General features: G+C 71.8%; 22 protein-coding genes. 13 read left to right on the top strand and 9 right to left on the bottom strand.

Annotated elements, in window-relative coordinates; all coding sequences use genetic code 11:
- The first annotated feature begins 2 nt into the window (after positions 1-2).
- Positions 3-1,478 (top strand): flavin-containing monooxygenase, encoded by a 1,476-nt coding sequence (locus tag ACZYRU_RS18615; protein ID WP_488958580.1) that lies wholly within the window; start codon positions 3-5, stop codon positions 1,476-1,478.
- A gap of 80 nt (positions 1,479-1,558) precedes the next feature.
- Positions 1,559-2,503, top strand: a complete 945-nt coding sequence (locus tag ACZYRU_RS18610; RefSeq protein ID WP_488958579.1) for an AraC family transcriptional regulator — start codon at positions 1,559-1,561, stop codon at positions 2,501-2,503.
- Between the two features lie 43 nt (positions 2,504-2,546).
- Here the strand turns inward: ACZYRU_RS18610 and ACZYRU_RS18605 are convergent, their stop codons facing one another.
- The 4 genes from ACZYRU_RS18605 to ACZYRU_RS18590 form a co-directional block, all read right to left on the bottom strand.
- A complete protein-coding gene (locus ACZYRU_RS18605; protein WP_488958578.1) occupies positions 2,547-4,001 on the bottom strand; it encodes a purine-cytosine permease family protein in 1,455 nt (484 codons plus the stop codon).
- 85 nt (positions 4,002-4,086) lie between these two features.
- Positions 4,087-6,183 (bottom strand): hydantoinase/oxoprolinase family protein, encoded by a 2,097-nt coding sequence (locus tag ACZYRU_RS18600; RefSeq protein WP_488958577.1) that lies wholly within the window; start codon positions 6,181-6,183, stop codon positions 4,087-4,089.
- Between the two features lie 17 nt (positions 6,184-6,200).
- Entirely contained in the window at positions 6,201-7,979 is a 1,779-nt protein-coding gene (locus ACZYRU_RS18595; protein ID WP_488958576.1) for a hydantoinase B/oxoprolinase family protein, read from the bottom strand.
- Entirely contained in the window at positions 7,969-9,153 is a 1,185-nt protein-coding gene (locus tag ACZYRU_RS18590) for a M24 family metallopeptidase (RefSeq protein ID WP_488958575.1), read from the bottom strand. The genes ACZYRU_RS18595 and ACZYRU_RS18590 overlap by 11 nt, the downstream gene beginning before the upstream one ends.
- A gap of 184 nt (positions 9,154-9,337) precedes the next feature.
- Between ACZYRU_RS18590 and ACZYRU_RS18585 the strand changes: the two genes are divergently transcribed.
- From ACZYRU_RS18585 to ACZYRU_RS18540, 10 genes are all read left to right on the top strand, one after another.
- Positions 9,338-10,102 carry an IclR family transcriptional regulator gene (locus ACZYRU_RS18585; RefSeq protein ID WP_488958574.1) on the top strand — a complete coding sequence of 255 codons (765 nt, stop codon included), beginning with the start codon at positions 9,338-9,340 and terminating at the stop codon, positions 10,100-10,102.
- Positions 10,103-10,259: 157 nt separating this feature from the next.
- Positions 10,260-11,588 (top strand): aromatic ring-hydroxylating oxygenase subunit alpha, encoded by a 1,329-nt coding sequence (locus tag ACZYRU_RS18580; RefSeq protein ID WP_488958573.1) that lies wholly within the window; start codon positions 10,260-10,262, stop codon positions 11,586-11,588.
- Complete coding sequence (locus ACZYRU_RS18575) at positions 11,585-12,184, top strand: aromatic-ring-hydroxylating dioxygenase subunit beta (protein WP_488958572.1); 600 nt, start codon at positions 11,585-11,587, stop codon at positions 12,182-12,184. The genes ACZYRU_RS18580 and ACZYRU_RS18575 overlap by 4 nt, the downstream gene beginning before the upstream one ends.
- A gap of 1 nt (position 12,185) precedes the next feature.
- Complete coding sequence (locus tag ACZYRU_RS18570; protein WP_488958571.1) at positions 12,186-12,458, top strand: hypothetical protein; 273 nt, start codon at positions 12,186-12,188, stop codon at positions 12,456-12,458.
- Positions 12,455-13,117, top strand: coding sequence for a type 1 glutamine amidotransferase (locus tag ACZYRU_RS18565; RefSeq protein ID WP_488958570.1), 663 nt, complete (start codon positions 12,455-12,457; stop codon positions 13,115-13,117). Before ACZYRU_RS18570 ends, ACZYRU_RS18565 begins: the two co-directional genes overlap by 4 nt.
- 28 nt (positions 13,118-13,145) lie before the next feature.
- The gene (locus ACZYRU_RS18560; RefSeq protein WP_488958569.1) at positions 13,146-14,630 is read left to right on the top strand and encodes a glutamine synthetase family protein; all 1,485 of its coding nucleotides are present in this window, start codon (positions 13,146-13,148) and stop codon (positions 14,628-14,630) included.
- 29 nt (positions 14,631-14,659) lie between these two features.
- Complete coding sequence (locus ACZYRU_RS18555; protein ID WP_488958568.1) at positions 14,660-14,983, top strand: 2Fe-2S iron-sulfur cluster-binding protein; 324 nt, start codon at positions 14,660-14,662, stop codon at positions 14,981-14,983.
- Positions 14,980-16,233 (top strand): NAD(P)/FAD-dependent oxidoreductase, encoded by a 1,254-nt coding sequence (locus ACZYRU_RS18550; RefSeq protein ID WP_488958567.1) that lies wholly within the window; start codon positions 14,980-14,982, stop codon positions 16,231-16,233. The genes ACZYRU_RS18555 and ACZYRU_RS18550 overlap by 4 nt, the downstream gene beginning before the upstream one ends.
- Before the next feature lie 39 nt (positions 16,234-16,272).
- The gene (locus tag ACZYRU_RS18545) at positions 16,273-16,761 is read left to right on the top strand and encodes a hypothetical protein (RefSeq protein ID WP_488958566.1); all 489 of its coding nucleotides are present in this window, start codon (positions 16,273-16,275) and stop codon (positions 16,759-16,761) included.
- Positions 16,762-16,817: 56 nt separating this feature from the next.
- Positions 16,818-17,657, top strand: a complete 840-nt coding sequence (locus tag ACZYRU_RS18540) for a DUF3097 domain-containing protein (RefSeq protein ID WP_488958565.1) — start codon at positions 16,818-16,820, stop codon at positions 17,655-17,657.
- A gap of 144 nt (positions 17,658-17,801) precedes the next feature.
- Here ACZYRU_RS18540 and ACZYRU_RS18535 read toward each other — a convergent pair whose 3' ends face one another.
- The 5 genes from ACZYRU_RS18535 to ACZYRU_RS18515 are packed head-to-tail and all read right to left on the bottom strand — an operon-like array spanning position 17,802 to position 22,215.
- Entirely contained in the window at positions 17,802-18,029 is a 228-nt protein-coding gene (locus tag ACZYRU_RS18535; protein ID WP_488958564.1) for a DUF6752 domain-containing protein, read from the bottom strand.
- Positions 18,026-19,576 carry a class I SAM-dependent methyltransferase gene (locus ACZYRU_RS18530; RefSeq protein ID WP_488958563.1) on the bottom strand — a complete coding sequence of 517 codons (1,551 nt, stop codon included), beginning with the start codon at positions 19,574-19,576 and terminating at the stop codon, positions 18,026-18,028. The genes ACZYRU_RS18535 and ACZYRU_RS18530 overlap by 4 nt, the downstream gene beginning before the upstream one ends.
- Positions 19,573-20,046 carry an FAD synthase family protein gene (locus tag ACZYRU_RS18525; RefSeq protein WP_488958562.1) on the bottom strand — a complete coding sequence of 158 codons (474 nt, stop codon included), beginning with the start codon at positions 20,044-20,046 and terminating at the stop codon, positions 19,573-19,575. The genes ACZYRU_RS18530 and ACZYRU_RS18525 overlap by 4 nt, the downstream gene beginning before the upstream one ends.
- A 33-nt stretch (positions 20,047-20,079) precedes the next feature.
- A complete protein-coding gene (gene hemW, locus ACZYRU_RS18520) occupies positions 20,080-21,306 on the bottom strand; it encodes a radical SAM family heme chaperone HemW (RefSeq protein ID WP_488958561.1) in 1,227 nt (408 codons plus the stop codon).
- Positions 21,307-21,330: 24 nt separating this feature from the next.
- Positions 21,331-22,215 (bottom strand): dioxygenase family protein, encoded by an 885-nt coding sequence (locus ACZYRU_RS18515; RefSeq protein WP_488958560.1) that lies wholly within the window; start codon positions 22,213-22,215, stop codon positions 21,331-21,333.
- Positions 22,216-22,378: 163 nt separating this feature from the next.
- Between ACZYRU_RS18515 and ACZYRU_RS18510 the strand changes: the two genes are divergently transcribed.
- Positions 22,379-24,064 carry a hypothetical protein gene (locus ACZYRU_RS18510; RefSeq protein ID WP_488958559.1) on the top strand — a complete coding sequence of 562 codons (1,686 nt, stop codon included), beginning with the start codon at positions 22,379-22,381 and terminating at the stop codon, positions 24,062-24,064.
- Positions 24,065-24,091: the final 27 nt, after the last annotated feature.

The raw sequence follows: 24,091 nt of genomic DNA, 5'->3' as shown, positions 1-24,091 counted from the left end.
CGATGAGGATCGCGATCATCGGCGCCGGTTTCGCCGGCCTCGCCTCGGCCAGGGTGTTGCGCGAGCTGGGCCACGACGTCACCGTTCACGACCGCACGCCGGACGTCGGCGGAGTGTGGAGCCGCACGCGCCGCTACCCGGGCCTGAGGACGCAGAACAACAAGCAGACCTACCGCTTCTCCGACCACCCGATGCCCCGCTCCTACCCGCAGTGGCTGGAGGGCGCCCAGGTGCAGGAGTACCTCGAGACGTACGTCGAGCGCTTCGGCCTCGCTCCGTGCCTGCGCCTGGGCACCGAGGTCGAGCGTGCCGTCCCCGCCGCGAGTGGCGGCTGGGACGTCACGACGCCCGACGCCACCGAGCGCTACGACCACCTCGTCGTCGCCAACGGCATCTTCTGCGAGCCCGCGCTCCCCGACTTCGAGGGCGTCGCCGACCTGACCGCCGCGGGCGGCCGGCTGATCGCGACGAGCCAGCTGGCCAGCCTCGACGAGGTTCGCGACCGCCACGTGCTGATGGTCGGCTACGGCAAGTCGTCGTGCGACGTCGCCGTCGAGGTGAGCCGGGTCGCTGCCAGCACGACCGTCGTGGCGCGCGGCCTACTGTGGAAGGTGCCGCGCCGGATCAAGGGCGTGCTCAACTACAAGTACCTGCTGCTGACCCGGCTCGGCGAGGGCCTCTTCCCCTACCAGCGGCTCACCGGGGTCGAGCGCGCGCTGCACGCCCGCAACTCCGCCCTACCGGGCGCGATGCTCGGCAGCGTCGAGAAGGTCGTCACCTCCCAGCTCGGGCTGAAGGAGCTGGGCCTGCTGCCCGACGCACCCTTCGCGAGCATCGCCAAGGCGTCCGTCTCGCTGGCCACGGAGGGCTTCTACGAGGGCGTGCGCGCCGGCACGATCTGCGTCCAGCGCGACACGGTCGTCGCCCGCTTCCTCGAGAAGGACGGCACCCCGTACGCGGAGCTCTCCGACGGCACCGTCGTCCCCGCTGACGTGGTCATCTGCGGGACCGGGTTCCGGCAGGAGGTCCCGTTCCTCCCCGACAGCGTGCAGCAGCGCCTGCTCGACGAGCGAGGGAACTTCGCGCTCTACCGGCAGATCCTGCCCGTCGACGTACCGGACCTGACGTTCGCCGGCTACAACTCCTCGTTCTTCTCCCCGCTCTCCGCCGAGATGTCGGCCGTCTGGATCGGCTCCTACCTGGCCGGCCACCACACGGTGCCCGACCCCGACACGATGCGCGCCGTCGTGCGCGAGCGGGTCACGTGGATGGAGGAGCGCACCGACGGGCACTCCGCACGCGGCACCAATGTCGTGCCGTTCTCGATGCACAACATCGACGAGGTGCTCAGCGAGGTCGGCCTCGACGTCGGTCGCACCGCCAAGGCGCTGCAGTGGCTGGTCCCGGTCCGCCCGTCCTCCTACCGCCGGGTGACCCGACGCCTGGTACGACGGGCGGCCGCCACGAATTCTCCGTGACGCAATCACGAGAGGAATCCTGTGCACGCGGGTCCGCCGCCCCTAGGGTCGGCGGACCCGCGTCTTGCAAGGAGCAGCCCATGGCCGCCGACCTGCTCAGCCAGCACCTGGTGGTCGCCACCACCGAGCTCGAGGTCGCCCGCGAGCAGGTTGCCGCGCGCTACTGCTCGCACACCCTCGCCCTGGCCCGTCGCGGCGGCCGCCTCGACCTGGTCCACAACGCCGGCGCGATCGGCGAGGACGTCGTCCTCAACTACATGAGGTACGGCGACGAGGTCCGGATCACACCGGGCCGCTTCCTCGACTTCTACCTGGTCCAGGTGCCCCTCGACGGGCGTGCCCGGGTGCGCTCGGGACGCCGGGAGCTCGTCGCGGACCGGCGGACGGCGTTCGTCGGATCCCCCGATGATCCGGTCGACATGCGGTGGTCCGCGGACTGCGCGAAGCTCGTCGTCTACATCCGGCGGGGCGCTGTCGAGGAGCTCGGCGCTCCCGGCCTCGCCTTCGACCCCGTCCTCGCGCTCGACCGGCCCGCGGCACGCGACTGGATGAGGCTGCTCTGGCTCTCCGTCGAGCAGCTGGAGGTGGGCGGCGAGCTCCTCCGCTCCCCTGTCGTCGCGACCAGCTACGAGCAGACGCTCGTCGCCGCGTTGCTGGCGCTGCAGCCGAACAGCGCACTCGAGCACGCGCCCGTTGCCGCTCCTTCGCACGCCGTGCGGACCGCACGTTCGCTGATCGACGGCGACCCCGGCCGGGCGTGGCGGGTCGCGGACCTGGCCGAGCTCAGCGGCGTCTCGGCGCGCACGCTCCAGGAGGCCTTCCACCGCGACCTCGGCACCACACCGCTCGCAGAGGTACGCCGAGCCCGGCTCGAGCGGGCCCGGCAGGACCTCGTCTCTGCCGACCCGCTGTCCACCACGGTCGCGGTCGTGGCGGCTCGCTGGGGCTTCTTCCACCTCGGCCGCTTCGCACAGGCCTACCGGGACCGGTTCCAGGAGCTCCCGTCACAGACGCTGACGCGCTGACCCCGGGAGGTCAGCGCGCCAGGTCGGTGCGGCGGGGGCGGCGCTACTCGGCGAGCTCCAGCGCCGCGCTGGCTTCGACGGTGCCCGTGCCACGGCCCTCGGGGAGCAGCGAGGAGCGCAGGACGACGTACACGAGGGGGCACAGGACGAGGGCGACCAGGAAGCCGAGGTTTGTGCGGCCCGAGTCCTGCAGGGCGTAGGCGATCGCCGACGAGCTGAGCATGGCGACGATGCCGGCCCAGTTGAACTGCTCGACCCGCTCGGGGAGCCGCTCCACGCCCCGACGGACCACGAAGAAGTCCGCGATCATCAAGGCGCACAGCGCGGTGGTGAGGATGCCGAGCAGCCCGAGGAACGAGTTGATCCGGTCGAGGATGTCACCCCAGATCGCGAGCAGGGCGATCACGTTGCCGAGCACGACCATGACCAGGCGGCCCGGGCTGCGGCCGAACACGGCGTCGGACAGGTTGCTCAGTGCGAGCGAGCCCGAGTAGGTGTTGAGGACCTGAGCCTTGGCCTGCGCGGCATACATCACCAAGAAGCCCAGGAAGCCGGAGAGGACGATGAAGTAGGCGCCGGGGTTGGCCGCGGACATGAAGGCGATCTTCTCCGGGACCGTCGCGCCGGCCTGGCTGGCGGCCTGGGCGGCATTGGCGGGGTCGGCGAGGTACTCGGCGACGACGACGTTGCCGGCCTGGAAGACGATGGTGCCGATCGCGACGACGACGATGTTGACGACGATCGCACCGCCGATCGAGAGCACCTTGACGTCGCCCGAGGTGCGTGCGTAGCGGCTGAAGTCGGCACCCACGAGCGCCAGCGCGCCGGCGATGCCGGCGATGATCGAGAGGGCGGCGGTGATCTCGGTGAAGCCCACGTGCGGCGGGCCGTAGGCCCACACGTCGCCCAGCGAGACCGAGGACTTGTTGAGCGCGATCACGGTGACCACGACGAAGAGCACGCCGCACACGACCGTCAGCAGCAGCGACACCTTCTGCACCAGGCCGAGGCCGAACGTGGTCAGCACGATCCAGGCGACGGTCAGGACGCCGTAGATCGCGATCTTGTTGCCCGTCGACGGCTCCCAGCCGAACATGAAGATCGTGCCGTAGTAGAGCAGCGCGTTCTCCAGGGCGAGGAAGCCCAGGATCATGAAGGCGAACACGAGCGAGGCGAGCGCCGAGCCACGGTTGCCGAGACCGTGGAAGCGGGCGGTGACGGTCGACGAGGTGCCGGCGACCTGGCAGATCCGACCGACCGCCCAGCCGATGCTCGACCCGAAGACCGCGGCGACCAGTGCGACGACGAGCCCCCATCGGGTGCCGGCCGTGAAGGTGACCGCTGCGCCCACTCCGAGGACGACGAGCGTCGAGCCGACTCCGGCGGTGTTGGCGAAGAGCGACCAGCCGCTCTGGCGCTGGTCGAGCGGGACGGACTGCAGGGCGTTGTCTTCGATGACGGCCCGCAGATCGGGCCGTCGAGAGGTGTTTTCGGGCATGACGGAACTCCTGACGGGGTGGGTGAGGTGCCCGGCCCGGCGCCCAGTGCGCCGGGCCGGTGTGGGAGCCCGAGAGAGGCGGGACTCAGAGGTTGAGCCGGGCCTCGATCTCCGCTGCGCGGTCGCGCAGGTACATCACGAACGAGCCGCCGCGATCGACGACGCAGTCGTACTGGTCGAGGACCACGATGGTCGTCGTACCGAGCTCGATCACGGCCGGGCCGCTGATCCGGGCGTTCGGTCCCATCGCCGAGCCCTGGTGGACGTCGACCTCGACCATCGCCTTCCGGGCCGGCGACCAGATCTCCCTGCGGGCGGGGCGCTCCGGCTTGTCGACGGCGACCTCGGAGCTGAGGTCGATCCGCTCGTCGGACGTCCGGCCGACCGCCGACAGGCGGACGTTGAGGACGTCGATGGGCATCTCGTCGCTGTGGTAGCCGAACAGCAGCTCGTGCTCGGCGTGGAACGCCGCCGCGATCGTGGCGACGTCCGGCGCGGTCAGCATCGCCGCGTCGAGCGGGATGTTGAGCTCGTACCACTGTCCCTTGTAGCGCAGGTCGAGTGAGGGCTCGAAGGTGATCGCGTCGTCGCCGACCCCCTCCCCGTGGAGCGTCGCGCGCCCCTCCTCCGCCATCGTCTTCCAGATCCCGACGAGGCCGGCCAGGTCGAGGGTGTCGAGGCGGTCGTTGGCGCTCTGCACGTAGTCGTGCTTGAAGTCGCACACGAGCATGCCGGCCGCACAGAAGATCGACGAGTCACGTGGCGTGATCAGGACCGGGATGTCGAGCTCGCCGGCGATGGCGGCCGCGTGCACCGGCCCGGCGCCGCCCGCGACGACGATCGGGAAGTCCCGGGGGTCCAGGCCGCGTCGTACCGTGATGTCACGGACGCCCGACGCCATCGAGACGTTCACCATCTCGTAGATGCCGGCGGCCGCCTCGAGCACGCTGATCCCGAGCGGTTCGGCCACGTCACGACGGATCGCCTCCTCCGCGGCCGTCTTGTCGAGCGCCATCTGGCCGTTGAGGAAGCTGTCCGGGTCGAGGTAGCCGAGGACGACGTCCGCGTCGGTCGTCGTCGCCCGGTCGCCACCGCGGCCGTAGCAGGCGGGGCCCGGAACGGCACCTGCGCTCTGCGGGCCGACGCTGAGCAGGCCGCCCTCGTCGACCGAGGCGATCGAGCCACCGCCGGCGCCGATGGTGTGGATGTCCACCGACGGCAGGGCCAGCGACCAGCGGTCGATGCTGCCGTCGGTCATCACCAACGGCTTGCCGCCCTTGACCGCCGCGGCGTCGAAGCTGGTGCCGCCCATGTCGACGGTCAGGCACGAGTCCCAGCCGTGCTCGGCCGTGACCAGCAGACCCGCGGTCGGGCCGGAGGCCGGGCCGGACAGCAACGAGAGCGCGGCGCGCCGGGCCAGCTGCTCCGGCGTGGCGACGCCGCCGTTGGACTGCATCATCAGCAGGAGCCCGCCGAAGCGCACCTCCTCCAGCAGGCCGGTCAGCGTGGCGAGGTACGACGAGATGATCGGCCCGGCGTACGAGTTGAGCACCGCGGCGCTCGAGCGCTCGTAGTAGCGCGCCTGGCCCAGCAGCTCGGCCGACTCGGTCAGGTAGACGTCGGGCAGCAGCTCGCCGAGGAGCTCCGCCGCACGCTGCTCGTGCGCGGCGTTGGCGTGCGAGTGCATGAACGAGATGGCGACCGACTGGACGCCCTGCTCGCGCAGGGTCGCGGCCGCTGCGCGCACGCCGTCCTCGTCGAGCGGCGTGACCTCGCCGCCCTCGTAGTCCATCCGGCCCTCGATCGGCAGCCGCAGGTGCCGGGGCGCCAGCGGCTCCGGCATCGCGAGGAGGTTGTCGTAGCCGTCCTCGCGGGTGCCGTGCCGCATCGGCAGCACGTCGCGGAAGCCCTCCGTGACGAGCATGGCGGTCTTCGGGCCGCGCCGGGTCAGCAGCGCGTTGGTGGTGACGGTCGTGCCGTGGACGATCAGGCCGATCCGGTCGACGAGCTCCTCGACCGTGGTGCCCTCGAGGTCGGCCAGCTCGCGCAGCCCGTTCAGCACCGCCTGCGGCGGGTCGGACGGGACCGAGCTGGTCTTGTGGATGCGGCGGCTGCCGTCGGGGTAGATCACGAGGAAGTCGGTGAACGTGCCGCCGACGTCGATTCCGATGCGGATGCTCATGGTGGGGTCCTTGCAGGTCAGGCGCGCAGCGCCGCGGTCTGGGCTTCGTCGACGGCCTGGCCGTCGGCGGTGAGGACGACGCCGTAGTCGGCGCGGGCCTTCTCGGCCGAGAGGAGGCCGTCGCGGACCTCCGCGAGGACCTTCGCAACGGGACGGCGGCGCGGGTCGCCGTACCCGGCTCCGCCGCCGGCGTGCGAGATGATCCGGGTGCCGACCGGCTGGTCGATGATCTCCTTGGAGCCCCAGTCCTGGCCGCTCCCGTCGGGGTACTCCACCTGCAGCTCGTTGAGCCCGGAGTCGTGGCCGCCGAAGAGTCCGCGGGCCGGGAAGGCGCCCTCGTGGGCCATGTTGTCGGCGAGTGTCACGCCGATCTGGCCCTCGCCGTACGTCCGCCAGGCCGAACGGGTGCCGTAGCCTCCGCGGAACTCGCCCGAGCCGGCCGAGTCCGGGAGGTACTCGTTGTACTCCAGGAAGTGCGGCGTGGTGATCTCGAGCATCTCCGGGTCGGGGTAGCGCATCTGGCCGGCGGTGCCGGTGAAGCCGAGCGCGTCCCAGCCGTCCTGGCCCTGGACCCCGCCCGGACCGGTCCGCTGGAAGACGGTGAACGCCGCGAAGGGCTCGCCGGTCCGCGGATCGATGCCGTTGGTGGCGGTGCACATGTACTTGTTCCACCCGGCGCAGACCCGGTCGGGCAGCGCGTCGGCGAGCGCGAGCATGATCGCCTCGACGACCTCGTCGCACAGCTGGTTGCCGTAGATCGTCGCGGCCGGGAACTCCGGGTCGACGATCGATCCCTTGCGGAACTTCGTCGCGATCGGGGCGAACAGGCCCTGGTTGGTGGGGATCCGGATGCCCCCGCTCGCCATCAGCATCAGGAACGCGATGCGGACCGCGCCCTTGGCGGCCGCGGGCGGCATGTTGCAGATGCCGGGCGACTGGTCGTCGGAGCCGGAGAAGTCGAAGGTGATGTCGCTGCCCGCGATCTCGATGTCGACGGCGATCTTGTACTTCTTGTTCGGGTCCACGCCGTCGGAGGTCATGAAGCTCTCGCCGTGGTAGCGCCCGTCGGGCCAGCGACCGACCTCGGCCTCGACCTGGCGGCGCGAGCTGTCGAGGATGTAGCGCCAGTGCGACTCGTAGCTCTCGAGGCCGTAGCGCTCGACCACCTCGACCACGCGACGCGCGCCGACGGTGCAGCAGCCGACCATCGCCCGGATGTCCTCCATGACGAAGCCGAACCGGATGTTGGCGGCGAGCAGGTCCCAGACGTCCTTGCGCGGCACGCCCTTCTCGGCGAGCTTGAGCGGCGGGATCCGCAACGCTTCCTGCCAGATGTCGCGGGCGTTGGGGTTGTAGCCGCCGGCGGTCATGCCGCCGATGTCGGCCAGGTGGCCCTTGGCGGCGGTCCAGCCGATCAGCTGCCCCTCGGCGAAGATCGGCAGGAAGATGCCGGTGTCCGCGTTCTGGTTGCCGCCGTGGTAGACGTCGTTGTGGATGATGACGTCGCCCTCGTGGATGTCGTCGCCGAAGTACTCGATGATGTACTCCAGCGACGGGTGCGCGCCGAAGGCGATGATCGCGGCGAACTCGGCCTGGGCCAGGGTGTTGCCGTTGCGGTCGAAGATGACCGTCACCAGGTCGCCGATCTCGTTGAAGATCGGCGAGCGCGACGATCGCATCAGCATCGTCGCCATCTCCTTGGTGATGGAGTCGACGCGACGCTGCAGCACGGAGGCCGTGATCGGGTCGATGCCGGCGGCCGAGGTTGCCGGTGCGGTGCTCTGGTCAGTGGTCATGGATGGAGACCCCTCCTCGGGAGATGCGGTGGAGACCGGTGGGGTGCTCGGACAGCTTCCGGCTACCACCGGACTCCACGATGAAAGTGTCGGACATGTAGCCGGAGTGGCGCCCCTCGGTGTCCTGGACCATCGGGTGGAGCGTCAGGACCATGCCTGTCTCGATGGTGTTGTCGGGCGACTGGTCGGGGTCCTCGACGACGTCGAGGCCGATCATCGGGTCCTCGATGACGTCGAGGCCCAGGGAGTGCCCGGACCAGTACGACGTCGTCCCTCCGTGCTGCTCGACCCCGACCAGCACGGTGCGCTGGATGTCACTGGGGATCGCGCCGGGCGCCATGGCGCGGGCGCCGTTCTCGATGCCCTCGGTGACCGCGCGGGCCATCCGCGCGGTGACCTCGTCGGGGCTGGCGAAGGTCACCATCCGCGCGAGCTCGGTCCAGTAGCCGCGCGGCCCGATCATCTCGAACGAGAAGGTGTGCACGTCGTGCGTGCCGAGGACCCGGTCGCGCGGGCTGTCGAAGGTCGAGCGGGAGTGCTCGTTCTGCTCGTCGGTGTGCATGGAGAGGAAGATCGGGTCCTCCCCGCCGAGCAGGTGCCCGACCCGGTGCATCTCGGCGCCGATCTCACGCTCGGTGATGCCGGGGTGCGCGACCTCGAGCAGCCGGTGGAAGCACTGGTCGAGGATGTGCGCCGACTCCTCGGCGCCGACCAGCTCGTAGGCGCTCTTGACGGCGCGGATCCGCTCGAACTCCTTGGTGAAGTCGACGAACGCGCAGCCGGGGAACGCCTCGGTGAGGGCGAGGTACTCGTTGACCTTGAGCACCTGCCCGAGGCCGACGACGCCGACCTTCTCCAGCCGGCTCGCCTCCTTGAGCGCCTCGACCAGGCCGGCGCCCGTGGTCGCCGGGAAGCGGTAGTCCCGCACCCAGCCGGAGACCGGCTTGCGGGCGCTGACCAGGCTCCCCGACAGCACGAGCACCGGCTCGCGGTCGCGCAGCAGCACGGCGTTGCCGTACTTGTGGCACAGGTTGTAGTCGGCGACGTAGCGCAGGGAGCCCTTGTGGCCGCGATAGTCGTTGGCGGCGAAGACGAGGGCGTCCAGGTCGTGCTCGACCATCGCCTTGTCGAGAACGGCCCAGCGCCGATCCCGCTCGTCGATGGACTGGGACATGGGGAAACCTCCTCGAGAGGACACGGGCGTACGACGGCGGAGGGCCGTCGCGCCCGACACGGTGAGGGTTCGGTGCGATCCGGATCGCGAAGAGCACGCGATCGGCCGGACCGGAACCTCGAAGTGCCGTGAACGTAGTCCCGGCGAAACAAGGTCGAGAATCCTCGGCGCTATCGTTTTCGTTGTGGCGAATTCCACACCACCCATCGACTCCCTGCACCGCGGGCTGGTGCTGCTCAAGGAGCTCCGCGACGGCCGCGTCCTCGGCGTCAAGGAGGCCGCCGAGCTCCTCGGCGTCGTCCCCTCGACGGCACACCGGCTGCTCGCCGCGCTCTGCTACGACGGCTTCGCGATGCAGGACCGCGACCGTCAGTACCGGCTCGGCCCGGAGATGCGGCCGGAGCAGGTCCGCGGCCGCGACGTGGGCGAGTTCCGCACCCTGGTGCACCCGGTCATCGACCGACTCAGCCAGGCCGTGGGCGAGACCGTGCACGTCTGGGTGCGCCAGGGCCCCCTGCTGCGCTGGGTCGACGGCGTCGCCGGGCCGACCCCGTCCCACGTCGCCACCGACCGCTGGGACCGCGTGCCGGCGTACGCGTCGGCGGCCGGGAAGGCGCTGCTCTCCGAGCTCAACGGCAAGCAGCTCGAGGAGGTCTTCGTCGACGGGCTGCCGCCGGCCCGCTCCTCGCGGATCACCAGCATGCAGTCGCTCAAGCGGCACCTGCACGCGGTGCGCACCCGCGGCTACGCGCTGAGCATCGAGGAGTCGGCGCAGGGCGTCGACGGCGTCGCCGTCTGCTCCAAGGACGCCCTGGGCCGCCCGATCTTCGCGATCTCGCTGGCGATCCCGAGCTCGCGCTTCGAGCGCGCCAAGGTGCCCGACTACGTCGAGGCGCTGCGCTACGCCGTCGAGCAGACCGAAGAGGCGCTCGGCACTTCTGCGTCCTGATCGTCGCGAATTTCCCTGGGGGAAATTCAGCACGCCCGGCATGGTCCCGGGACGCGCGCCGTCAATAGCGTGCCGCCACCCGCAGCGCGGTGGAGGCGGACGCTCTCTGGCGAACCTCCACCGCTGCTCATCGACAGCGATCCGAGCGAGGCGCGAGATGACCGTGCAAGAACAACGAACGACCGCAGCACCCGGGAAGGACCTCCCCGACCGGTGGGACGGCCTGGTCCACGCGGACCGGGTGCACCGCACCCTCTACACCCAGCCCGAGGTCTTCGCCGAGGAGATGGTGAAGGTCTTCGGCGGCGAGTCGTGGGTGTACCTCGCCCACGAGTCGCAGCTGCCCGGGCCGAACGCCTTCGTGTCGGTGCGGATGGGGCTGCGCCCGGTCCTCGTGACCCGGGACCGGAACGGCGCGCTGCACGCCGTGTTCAACCGTTGCGCACACCGGGCGGCGACCGTGTGCCGCGAGGAGTCGGGCACCGCGAAGAGCTTCCAGTGCCCTTACCACGGCTGGACCTTCCGCAACACCGGCGAGCTCGTCGGTGTCCCCTGGCCGCAGGGGTACGGCGACATGGACAAGTCGGAGCTCGGCCTGACCCGGGTGCCCCGGGTCGAGAGCTACCGCGGCTTCGTGTTCGGCACGATGAACGGCGACGCGCCGTCGGTCGAGGACTGGCTGGGTCACGCGCGTCCGTGGTTGGACTACTGGATCGACCGGGCGCCGGAGGGCGAGGTACTGCTCGGCTCGGCCGCCTACCGGATGGGCTTCCGGGGCAACTGGAAGCTGGCCTACGACAACGCAGGCGACGGCTACCACCCGTCGTTCTCGCACCGCTCGCTGCTGGAGATGGCGTCGCGGATGGGCGAGTCCAAGGACATGTCGTACTTCGGCCGCACGCCGGACGACGGCCCGATGCTGTCGTACTCCCTCGGCAACGGCCACAGCGTGATCGACCAGCGACCGGCGCACGGTGACGAGCCGGGCAGCTTCTGGCGCAACCAGCGGCCGCAGCCCGGACGCGAGTCGTTCGAGGACCGGATCCGCGAGCAGCACGGCGCCGACGCCGACCGGCTGCTCGACCTGGCGATCGGCGCCCAGATCAACCTCAGCATCTTCCCGAACCTGCTGATCATCGGGAACCAGATACAGGTCGTCGAGCCCCTGGCCGTCGACCGTACCCAGCTGACGTGGCACGCGACCCGCGTGGGCGGCGTGCCCGACGAGGTGAACACCCTGCGGATGCGCACCCAGGAGGACTTCCCGGCGTTCGGCGAGCCGGACGACCAGGCCAACTTCGAGGAGGCACAGCGCGGCCTCGCCGCGCCCGAGGCCGAGTGGATCCTGATGAACCGCGGCCTCGACGTGACCGAGTGGCAGTCCCTCGGCGACGACGGCGTCATCGTCACGGCCGTCACCGACGAGCTGCACATGCGCAGCTACTACGTCGAGTGGCTGCGCCGGATGCGGGAGGAGGTCCGATGAGGCTCTCCGCCCTTCCCCCGCAGTTCCAGGACACCTCCGCGCACTCGTTCCACGTCGACGCCGCCTGGTACGACGAGCTCGACGCCTTCCGTGCGCTGCTCGAGGACGACTGGCCGGCGGCGCCGGTCGAGGAGTGGCACCAGGCGCAGTCGTTCCTGTCCCACGAGGCCCGGCTGGTCGACGAGGGCAGGTTCAACGACTGGCTCGGGCTGTTCGCCGGCGACGGCCTCTACTGGGTCCCGGTCACCGCCGGGGGCGGCGACCCGCGCCGCGAGGTGAGCCACGCGTTCGACGACCACCGTCGGCTCACCGACCGGGTCTACTGGTTGCGTACCGGACTGGCCTACAGCCAGATCCCGGCGTCGCGAACGCGCCGTACGGTCACCAACGTCGAGACGGTCCGCGACCCGGCGGGCAATCGCCTGGTGCGCTCCAGCTTCGTCGTCCACGAGTTCCGCGCGGGCGTCGCCAAGACGTACGCCGGCTGGTACGGCCACGTGCTGTCCCCGTGCGGCGACGCGTGGCGGATCCGGCTCAAGATGGTGAACCTGCTCGACTCCGAGCAGTATCACGAGAACCTCACCCTGGTGTTCTGACGTGGAGCCGTCCGACGTCACGCGCCTCGAGCGCGAGGCGGTCCTCCTCCGCACGCGGGTGCAGCGGCTGGAGCGCGAGCTCGCCTCCGTCCAGCCGCTGGTCCGCACCGCGCGCCACCTGGCGCCCTGGGACTTCACGCCGTACCAGGTGCGGCCCGACGGCGACTGGGTCGCCGTGGACCGCCGGCGGATGGAGGAGCTGCTCGCCGCGCTCGCCGCCGTCGACCACTGGGCGCCCTGGCGCACCCCGATCGAACCGAGGCCCCACGCATGACCATCGCTGTCCTCAGCCACGTCCCCGAGCCGTCGATCGCCGTCCTGCGCGAGCGGGCGGCGCGCGCGGGTCGGGAGCTCGAGATCTACGCCGCCCACGACCACGAGCTCCCCGCACCCGGCGACCACGTCGCCTGGGTGGTGCTCGGCGGCGCGCAGAGCGCGCACGACGACCGGGCGGCGCTGCAGCCGGAGATCGATGCCCTGACCGGGGCTGTCCAGCACGACGTCCCGCTGCTCGCGATCTGCCTCGGCGCCCAGCTGCTGGCGGTCGCCACCGGCGGCAGTGCGTTCGCCGGCGGCCGCGGTCTGGAGGCCGGCCTGATCGACGTCCAATCCAGCGCCGCGCAACCACCCTCGGGCCGGTACCTGTCGTTCCACTCCGACTCCATGGAGCCGCCGCCGGACGCCGAGCTGCTGGCGAAGAGCGACCGCTACCTCCAGGCCTGGCGCTACCGCAGCGCGTTGGCCGTGCAGTTCCACCCCGAGCTCGACGTCGCCGGCTTCGAGGCCGTCCTCGACGTCGAGGAGGACAAGCTCACCCGCTTCGGCGTCGACGTCGCGGCGCTGCGGGACGAGATCACCGCACCCCAGCCCTCGCCGCCCCCCGGCGAGCGACTGATCGACACCTGGCTGGCCGGTCTCCCGGCCCGCCCCTGAACCCTCACCCACCACACAGGAGGACGCCATGTCCGCGAAGTTCATCGAGAAGCACGGCCTCTACACGGCCGACCAGGCGGCCGCCGCCGAGCAGTCGCTGAAGACCATCGAGCAGCAGGGCATCGAGATCGTGCGCCTGGTCTGGCCCGACCAGCACGGCCTGCTGCGCGGCAAGGCACTGACGACCGACGCCTACCGCGCCGCGCTCGCCGCCGGCAACGAGATCACCATGGCTCCGTTCTTCTTCGACCCGGCCAACGCGATCGTGTTCAACCCGTTCACGCCGGACGGAGGCTTCGCCGTCGACGGCCTCGGCGGCAGCCCCAACGTGAAGATGGTCCCCGACCCGGGAACGTTCACCGTCCTGCCCTGGCTCGACAAGACCGCCTTGGTGTTCTGCGACCTCTACCTCGTCGACGGACGCCCGTTCCCGCTCGCGCCGCGCTCGATCCTCAAGCAGGTGCTGACCGAGCTCGCCGACTCCGGGATGCGGCTGATCGCCGGCGTCGAGATGGAGTGGTACCTCACGAAGGTCCTCGAGGAGAGCCTCGCCGGAGTCTCGCTCGGCGCGCCGGGCACCCCGGCCGACCCGCCCGCCGTCGCGCCCGTCGCGCGTGGCTACAGCTACCTGCTGCTCGAGCACCTCGACGAGATCGACCCGATCCTGGCACCGATCCGCGACGCGCTCCTCGCGATGGGTCTCCCCCTCCGCTCGTTCGACGACGAGTGGGCGCCGAGCCAGGTCGAGACGACCTTCGACGTGCTGGAGGGTCTCGCTGCGGCCGACTCCGCGGCGCTGTTCCGCACCACCGCCAAGCAGGTCGCGAAGCGCCACGGCCACCACGCGTCGTTCATGTGCACCCCCGCCATCGCCGGCTTCTACGCCAACGGCTGGCACCTGCACACCTCGATCGTCGACCACGACGGCCGCAACCTGATGGTGCCGGGCGAGGGCGAGTCGCTCTCGGAGCTCGGCCGCCACTACGTCGGCGGAACGCTCGCCCACGGTGTCGCGGCGTCCGTCTTCACGACGCCGACCGTCAACGGCTACCGCCGGCGTCGGCCGTACTCGCTCGCCCCCGACCGGCTCACCTGGGGCCAGGACAACCGCGCCGCGATGATGCGCGTCATCAGCGCTCCGGGCGACACCGCCTCGCACGTCGAGAACCGGGTCGGCGACTCCGCCGCCAACCCGTACCTCTACATCGCCGCCCAGGCCGCGGCCGGCCTCGACGGCATCGTCAACCGGATCGATCCCGGTCCGATCAGCCACGACCCGTACGCCGCGGACGTGCCGCAGCTGCCGACGTCACTCGCCGAGGCCGTTGACGCGCTCGAGGGCGACGCCTTCTACCGCAAGTCGTTCGGCGACGCGTTCGTCGACTACCTGGTCGCGATGAAGCGCAGCGAGGTGGACCGGCACCGGGCCTGGGTGGAGGCCAACCCCGACGAGTCGACGCACGTCAACGGGGTCTCCGACTGGGAGCACCGCGAGTACTTCGACCTGTTCTGACCCGCCCACCTGCCTGACGAGGAGCCGTCATGCCCACCATCGAGTTCACCTGCCCGGACGGGAGCCGTCGTACGGTCGAGGCGCGCATCGGCGCGTCGGTGATGGAGACCGCCGTCAAGCTCGGCGTCCCGGGGATCGTCGGCGAGTGCGGCGGCGGCCTCTCGTGCGCGACCTGTCACGTGTTCGTCGACGTCGACCAGATCGACCTCACCGGTCGCGCGACGGACTTCGAGGAGGAGATGCTCGAGGACGCGCTGACCCCACCGACCGAGCTGAGCCGGCTGTCGTGCCAGATCACCATGAGCGACGCGCTCGACGGGCTGCGGGTGACCATCGCCAAGGAGCAGCAGTGACCGGCACGATCGCGATCGTCGGCGCGGGGCAGGCGGGGCTCCAGCTCGCGCTCAGCCTGCGGGCGCTCGGGTACGACGGCCGGGTCGTGCTGGTCGGCGCCGAGCCTCGGCTCCCCTACCAGCGCCCGCCGCTGTCCAAGGGGTTCCTCGCCGGCACCGTGCCGATCGAGGAGCTCGAGCTGCGCGACTCGTCGTACCTGGCCGAGCAGCGCATCGACCTGGTCCTCGGCCGGTCGGTGGTCGAGGCGTCGGTCGATGGCTCGGGCGGCCGACTGGGGCTCGACGACGGCAGCACGCTCGCGTTCGACCGCCTCGCTCTCGCCACGGGCGCCACCGCGCGCCGGCTGTCGCTCCCCGGCGCCGACCTGCCCGGGGTTCTCGGCCTCCGCAGCGTCGCGGACGCCGAACGGCTCCGGGCCGGCCTGGCGAACGCCTCCGACGTCGTCGTGGTCGGCGGGGGCTTCGTCGGGCTCGAGGTGGCCGCGACGGCTCGGGCGCAGGGGAGGCGGGTGACGGTCGTCGAGGCGGCCGACCGTCTTCTGGCCCGGGTCGCCGCGGCGCCGTTCTCGGCCCACGTCCAGAGGTGGCACGAGGCACAGGGCACGACCGTGCTGACCGGGCGGACCGTTGCCGCGCTGGCAGGCTCCGGGCGGGTGAGCGGCGTGGTCCTGGGCGACGGCCGCCTCATCGCCGCCGACCTGGTCGTCGCGGGTGTCGGCGCCACGCCGGTCACCAGCGTCGCGAGCTCGCTGGGCCTGCGGGTGGAGCGCGGCATCGTGACCGACCCGTCGGGCCGCACCTCCCACCCCCGCGTCGTCGCCGTCGGTGACTGCACCGTGCAGCCGCACCCCCACGAGGCGGGCCGGCTGCTCGGCGTCGAGTCGGTCAACAATGCCGTCGACCAGGCCACCGCCGCGGCCGCCGTCCTGGTCGGGCAGGACCCGGCACCGCGCGGCGTCCCGTGGTTCTGGTCGAACCAGGGCGGCCTCAAGCTGCAGCTCGCGGGGATCTCGGACGGGCACGACGAGCACGTCGTCCGCGGCGACGGCGGCACCGACGGCGCCGGCCGCCTCAGCGTTCTCTACTACCGCGCGGGCCTGCTGATCGGCGCGGACGTCGCCGGGAACCCGCGCGACTTCAACGCCGTCCGGGACGCTCTCGCGCGCGGTCTGTCGATCGACCCGGTCGCGGCCCGGGACGCTTCGGTGCCGCTGAAGTCGCTCCTCACCAGCCAGCAGCCGGTTGCCTGATTCCGCCCGCTCGGTGCCGGGCCCGCCTAGGCTGCCGCCATGGCTGAGATCGCGATCGGGCGCGTGGGCAGCGACGTCGTCGTGCCGGGCGACGTCTGCGTCAAGACCGGCGTCCCCACCCGGGAACGCGTCACCATCCGGGGCGCGACCGTGCCCGCCTGGGTGCACGTGCTCCTCGTCTTCACGTTCCTGGGCTGGATCTTCGCCCAGGCGATGTCCTCGCGCCGCTACCGGGTCGAGGTGCCGTTCCAGCACCGCGCCTGGGACCGCTGGAACCGGATCCGCCGGCTCGCCTGGGTGCTCGGAGGCGGAGGTGTGGCGGGGGCGATCTGGGCATCGGCCTCCGACGTGCCGCACGCCGGCGCGTTCCTCTGCCTCACCGTCGGCGCTCTCGTGCTCGGCATCGGCAACGGGCTCGTCCACACGGTCGGCTTCCGCCAGCAGGACGACCTGCTCGTGATGACCCGGGTCCACCCCGATGCGATCGCAGCGATCATGGCGGCGGTGAAGGTCGCGTCACAACCCTGACTCCGCCGCGTGTTCGGCCCGGGAAGTGCCGGGGGTTCGGCCTAGGCTGCTTCGTCGTGGATCGCTACGGGACCGACGTGCTGTCAGGCGACTGGAAGGTCCCCAAGCGGGGCCGGGCCGTGGAGACGCCGGCCGATCCCGGTCTCGTGGTCGAGGAGGTCACCACCGACTGGTGCGGCGAGATCGTGGCCGTCGACCGCGACCTCGACACGGTCACGCTCGAGGACCGGCACGGCAAGCGGCGTACCTTCCCGCTCGGCACCGGCTTCCTCCTCGAGGGCAAGCCGGTCGTCCTGACCGCGCCGATCACCAAGGCAGGCCCGGTGAAGCCGACGCGTACGGCGAGCGGGTCGATCGCGGTGCACGACGCCAAGGCGCGGGTCGCGCGGGCCAGCCGGATCTTCGTCGAGGGACGGCACGACGCCGAGCTGGTCGAGAAGGTGTGGGGCGACGACCTGCGGATCGAGGGCGTGGTCGTGGAGTACCTCGGCGGCGTCGACGACCTCGCCGACCACCTGCGCGACTTCAAGCCCGGCCCCAACCGGCGCGTCGGCGTCCTGGTCGACCACCTGGTCGCGGGCTCCAAGGAGAGCCGGATCGCGCAGAACATCATGAAGTCGCCGGTCGGCAAGGACGTGCTGATCGTCGGCCACCCGTTCATCGACATCTGGCAGGCGGTCAAGCCGGCGCGGCTGGGGTTCGCGGAGTGGCCCAAGGTGCCCAAGGGCATCGACTGGAAGAAGGGCACCTGTCAGCAGCTCGGCTGGCCGCACCGCGACCAGGCCGACATCGCCCGGGCGTGGAAGCACATCCTCGGCGGCGTGCGGGGGTTCCAGGACCTGGATCCGACGTTGCTCGGGCGGGTCGAGGAACTCATCGACTTCGTGACGGCGTGATTTTGGCGCTCGCTCCGCTCGCGCATGTCGGGCGCCCTTTTGACGCGTGATCTTCCCTCGCTGCGCTCGCTCGTTCCTCGCTCGCTCCGCTCAGTCCAGATCACGCGGGGCGCCCGACGGAAACCCCCTCAACGACTGCGTGTCTCAGAGCCCCGCGCGGAACCTCGCCACGACCTCGTCCACCTGCTCCTGGTCCCGTGACTCGAGCGGGATGAGCAGCTCGGTGACCACGTCGGTCAGCTCGGCGATGCGCCGGTTGAGCTGACGGTTCTCCTGCACCTCCGCCTCGAGGACGCGGACCCGCTCGCGCAGGCCGGCACGCTCGCGGAGCCGGCGGCGGGCATCGCGGGCGCGGTGGGCGAGGTCGGTCATGGGGTCTCCTTCAGGTCGGGCACAGCAACGGGCGCCGGCCAGGCGGCGCGGATCCGGCACACGGCCGGGTCGGGCAGGTCGAACATGTCCTCGCCGGGGCCGGTGGTGAGGCTCTCGACGACACCGCCCGAGGCCTCGATGCCGCGGCGGACCACCTCGACCGGCGTACGACGGACCAGGCCGTCCTCCGCGGACGGCTCGCCGACGGCGAGCTCGAGGAACAACCGGCCGCCGGGGCGCAGGGCCATCCGGGCGAGCAGCCACAGCTGGTCGAGGGCGGCCGGGTCGAGGCAGCCGACGAGGTGGCGGGCGTAGAGGTGGTGCGGGTCGCGGGCCAGGCGGGTGCCGTGGAGCAGGGTCGAGCGGAGCTCGCCGAGGATCAGCTGGTCCACGTCGACCTCGACACCATGGCGACGGGCCCGGCGCCGCACGACGCCGAGCGAGCCGCGCGAGAAGTCCAGGGCGGTGACCCGGCGCCCGGTCGAGGCGAACCAGATCGCGTCCCGGCCGGTGCCGGTGCCGAGATCCGCGACAGGCAACGAGCCGAGCTGCGGCTCCACCCACTGAGCGAAGGACGACGGCGTCCTCGGCACCGCAGCGCGGCGCGGACCGTTGTGGAGCTCGGTCCAGCGCCCCATCTCGGTGCGGAACCCGCGCAGCCACCCGTCGAGGCGTCGTACGCCGGCCGGCGGGTCGGCGTACTTGAAGGACGGGTCGGGGCTGCGCCAGCCCGGGCCGTAGAGGAAGGCGAGCATCGCCTCGGGGTCGCGCGGCGCGGGGAACTCGTGCCCGTGCAGGGTGATCGTCGAGAACGGTTCGATCGCCTCCCGCGGCAGGCGGCCGCTGCGGTTGCCGAACTGGTAGAAGGTGCCGTCGATGTGGAACGCCGAGAACACGTCGATGTGGCAGACCCGGCCGTCGGAGAGCGGCAGCAGCAGCTTCACGTCGCCGCCCGACATCCGCAGCACCCGCCAGCCGCGGGCGCGCATGGCGCGGGTGATCCGGTAGGACTCGAGGACGATGTCGGCCGGCGAGGCGTGCTCGGAGAGGTAGCAGAGATCGGTGTCGGAGTCGTGGGCGAGCATCCGGCCCTCGCGCACGGCGCCGAGCAGCGCGCCGTAGTTGAGGTACGCCGCCACGCCGGCGTGCTCGCGCAGGTCGTCGATCGCCCGGCGGGTCCCGGCGAGGATCTCGTCGCGCACGCCCTCGTCGGTCGCGGCGAAGGAGCGGGCCAGGTGGCCGACCTTGTCGACGCTGAGCCGGTGCCCGGCGGGGTCGACCACGGCGAGGGTGCCCTCGCCGGAGCCGAGGCCGACCTCGTCGTCGTACAGCACCGCGTCGCCGGCGGCATCGGTCACCCGGACCCGGCCGCGGCCGCTGAGGTGCGGGCGGAGCGCACCGGGCCACGGCACCAGGACTCCCCCGGCGGCGGGCCGGCCGTCGCGCAGCGGGGTCAGCGACCAGACGTAGTGCCCGTCGATCTCCACGACCAGCGGCGCGCCCCCGGGCGGGACCAGCAGGCCGTCGTCGGACACGGCGACGCTCATGCCGTCGACGCCCCGGAGGTGCCGCGGTGGGCGAGCGCCTTGCGCAGCGCGGTGGAGGAGGTCTGCAGCGTGTACGGGAAGTAGGTGACCTCGACGCCGAGCTCGGCCATCTGCCCCTCGAGGCGCCGGCCCTTCGCGGTGCCCTGCCAGTCGTCGCCCTTGAAGATCCGGTGGAAGCCCACGTCGCGCCAGGAGTCGGTCTTGTCGGGAGTGCACTCGGCGTAGACGGCGTCGACGATGCCGATCGCCTCGACGATCTCGAGCCGCTCGGCGAGCGGGACGGTCGGGAGCACGCCCTTGGTCGCGACGCACACCTCGTCGGCGACAACCCCGGCGACCAGCACGTCGCACCACTGCCGTGCCTGGCGCAGCGCGTTGAGGTGCCCGACGTGGAACAGGTCGAAGGCCCCCGGGACGTACCCGATGACCGGGCCGATCACGGAGTCGACGACGTCACCCGACTTCTTCATAAAGTCGAGTGTAACACTAGATTTAATACAAGTTCACGTCAGGAGGCGGTGCACGACCCCGTCGGCGAGCAGCCGCCCGCGCAGCGTGAGCACCACACGGTCGGCCCGGTCCTCGACCAGGCCGTCGGCGACCAGGCCCGGGAGCGCGGCCCGCGCATCGTCGTCGAGGACGTCGACCGGCAGGCCGGAGCGCAGCCGGACCTCCAGCAGCACCCGCTCCACGCGCCGCGTCCCGGCGTCGAGGACCTCGCGCGCGTGGGCCGGCGTGACACCCTCGGCCAGCCGTCCGGCGTACGCCGCCGGGTGCTTGACGTTCCACCAGCGCACCCCGCCGACGTGGGAGTGGGCGCCCGGCCCGATCCCCCACCAGTCCGCGCCCGCCCAGTAGCCCAGGTTGTGGCGGCAGCGGGCGGCGTCGTCGCGTGCCCAGTTCGAGACCTCGTACCAGCCCAGCCCGGCGCCGACGAGCCGCTCGTCGGCCTGGATATACTTGTCGGCCAGGTCGTCGTCGTCCGGCATCGGGAGCTCGCCCCGGCGCACCCGGCGGGCCAGGGCGGTGCCGTCCTCGACGATGAGGGAGTACGCCGACACGTGGTCCGGCGCGCACGCGAGCGCCGCCTCGAGCGTCTCCTCCCAGTCGTCGTTGCTCTCCCCCGGCGTCCCGTAGATCAGGTCCAGGCTGATGCTTCCGCCCCCGGCCGGCTCGAAGCCCGCCGCCCGCGCCGCCTCGACCACGCGCGGCACGCGCAGCGGGTCGTGGGTCCGGTCGAGCACGGCCAGCACGTGCGGCACCGCGGACTGCACGCCGAACGAGACCCGCGTGTAGCCGGCCTCCCGCAACCGCTCGAGGTAGGACAGGTCGACCGAGTCCGGGTTGGCCTCGGTGGTCACCTCGGCGTCCGGCGCGAGGCCGAACTCGTCGTCGATGGCCCGCAGGACCCGGCCGAGGTCCTCGGGCGGCAGCAGCGTCGGGGTGCCGCCCCCGAGGAAGACCGTGTCGACCGGCAGGTCGCGCTGGCCCAGCACGCGGCGGGCCAGGCGGACCTCGGCGACCGCCTGGTCGGCGTACGTCGCCCGCGAGACGCCGGGCCCGAGCTCCTCGGCGGTGTAGGTGTTGAAGTCGCAGTAGCCGCAGCGCACCCGGCAGAACGGGACGTGGACGTAGAACGCGAACGGCCTGGTGCCGAGCTCGGCCAGGGCGGACGGCGGGAGCGATCCGTCGGTCGGGACGGGATCACCTTCGGGCAGGGCGGACGGCACGGCGCCATCCTCCCAGTCGCACGGCTAGACCGGGACGTTCAGGGTGACCGTAAAGCCCCCGTCGACCGAGCCGGTGACCTTGGCGAGCTGGAGCGAGTACCCGTCGCTGAAGATGCCGTCGGTGTCGAGGCTGAGCTGCGCGAGGTTCTGCACGCTCTGCTCGTAGCCCTCGGTCGCGTACACGTCGTTGCACACGGCCTCGGGCAGCGCGAGCTGGGAGGTGCGCAGCTTGTTGGCCACGTCGGTCGCGGCGTCGAGGCTCTCGTAGACCTCGAAGTGCATGTGCGGCCAGCGGCCGGAGTAGCAGGCCGGGAAGATCGTGGTGAAGGTGAGGTTGCCGTCGGCGTCGGCCGCCTGGACGCCGCGCAGGTAGTTCTCGTCGGCGATCTCGTCGTCGTACATCGAGTAGCGGCCCTCGCGGTCGCAGTGCCACAGGTAGATCGCGGCGCCGGCGAGCGGGGTGACCTCGTCGCCGTTGAGGTCGTAGACCTTGAGCTTGACCGTGGTCGGGATGCCCTCGGCGACACCGGAGGCGGTACCGAAGCTGGGGGTGATGTCGCTGCGGACGACGCCGGACTCGCTGAGCACGTCGGGGCCGTTGCTTCCGTCGCCGGGGTAGGGACCGGCCGTCTCCTCGGGGATCTCGCCGTCGGCGACCTCGACGCTGCTGTCGCCGCCCATCCCGCCGGGAGGTGCGCCGTTCGGCGGCTGGCCCGGCGTACCGGACGATCCGGTGCTCGTGCTGGAGGCGGTCGTGTCGTCGGCACCGCACGCGGTCAGCGCCGCGGCGGCGCCGACCCCGCCCAGGAGCCCGAGCAGCCCACGCCGCGCCATGATCTTCGGCAGGTCGTGGGACAGCCCGAGGTCGTGCTCTTCGGTCACGTCGGATGCGTGGCTGTGGTGGCTCATGCCGCGAGTCTCACGACCGTCCCTGTGCGCCTCCTGTGGGCTCCCTGTCGGGAGCGCACGAGCCGGGACGCCGGGTACGACGGCGAACCGATCGGCACCCTCACCGGCACAGGCCTGATGTGTCCCGGACCGGGGCACCTGACCCGACCCCCAGGAGAGCCCTGTGCGAGCCACCCTCCCGACCGCCGCCGGCGCGCTGACCGCCGCCGCGCTGCTGCTCGGAACCGCCCCCGCCCACGCCGAGATCGACCCCGGCGACGACGTCCAGCCGCCGGTGGTCGCCTTCGACCCGGCCGGCAACCAGTGGTTCCAGGACACCGTGACGCTGAACGCGGCCGTGTCCGACCCGGGCGGATCGGTGTCGTACGCCGAGTACCAGCTCACCGGCGCCCAGGAGGCCACCGGGCCGCTCGGTCGCACCGGCGGCACGATCACCCTCGGCGCCGAGGGCGTCACCGAGGTCACGGTCACGGCCACCGACCGCGCCGAGAACGAGGGAAGCCGGACCGCCTGGTTCGGCATCGACCGCACCGCCCCGACCGTGACGATCAGCACGCCGCTCGAGAACTTCCTCGCCGTCCAGCACAGCAACCTCCCCCTCACCTACACCTGCGCCGACGCGGTCTCCGGCATCGCCTCCTGCGCCGGCACCGTGCCGAGCGGGACGCCGATCGACACCTCCTCGCTCGGCACGCACCGCGTCGAGGTGACCGCCACGGACCGCGCTGGGCGGACCTCCACCAAGGCAGTCACCTACGAGGTGGTGACCGGCGCCTTCGTCATCCAGGAGCTTCCCCAGGTGACCCTCGGCCTCGAGACCGACGACGTCGCGGAGGTCACCGCGCCGCGGACCACGCCGGCCGCGACCTCGGTGTCCTACCAGTGGCTGCGCGAGGGCGTCCCCATCGAGGGCGCCACCGGCACGACGTACCGAACCTCGGCGGCCGACACCGCGAAGCGGCTCTCGGTCCGGGCGGTTGGCTCTCGCGCCGGCTACGAGGACGTCGTGGCGATCTCGAACCTCAGCTACGTCGGCTACAACGCACCGACCTTCTCGACCCCGCTCATCACCGGGGACCTTGTCGTCGGGAGCACCGTCACGGCCGGCATCGAGGTCACCCCGCAGCCGGACTGGATCACGTGGCACTGGACCGTGGACGGAGAGACGCGGGGCACCGGGCGGACCTACACGATCCAGCCGGCCGACATCGGCAAGTCCCTGGTGGCGCACGCGGAGCTGGGGCGCGCGGGGTACGTCAACCGGTACCCGCAGTCCGAGCCCAGTGCGCCGGTCCGCGCGGCCGTCCGCGACCTCGACGTCACCGCGTCCGTGACCGGCCAGCCGGTCGTCGGGCAGCAGCTCACCGCCGCCCTCCCCGGCCTCCCGGACGGGGTCGCGGCGAGCTACCAGTGGCTGGCCGACGACGTCGCGATCCCCGGCGCCACCGGACCCTCCCTCCTGCTCGGCCCGGCGCACGCCGGACGCGCGCTGCGGGTGCGGGTCGTGCTGACCAGCACCGGGTTCGAACCGGTCACCACGACCAGCAGCGCCACCGCACCGGTCGCCCGCGCGGCCGCGGACATCACGGTCACGGTGTCCAAGGGCAAGCCGAAGGGTCCCGCGAAGAAGCGGAAGGTCCGGCTGGCCGTGCAGGTCAACGGCACCGGCGGCACGGTCGTCGTCACCCGCAAGGGCAAGGTCGTCGCGACCGTCGCCGTCGACGCGAGCGGGCGCGCCGTCGTGGTGCTGAAGAAGCAGCCGGCCAGGACGACGTCGTACGTCGTGAGGTGGACCGGCGACGCCGGCACGCTGCCCGCGGAGCGGACGGTCCGGGTCACCAGGAGGTGACCCGGACCGCCGCCCGCCGGACGTGCC

It is taken from the genome of Nocardioides sp. F233, from assembly GCF_057813895.1.
Note: the sequence above shows the minus strand (reverse complement) of the source record. Positions and strands in the feature narration are given on the sequence as shown.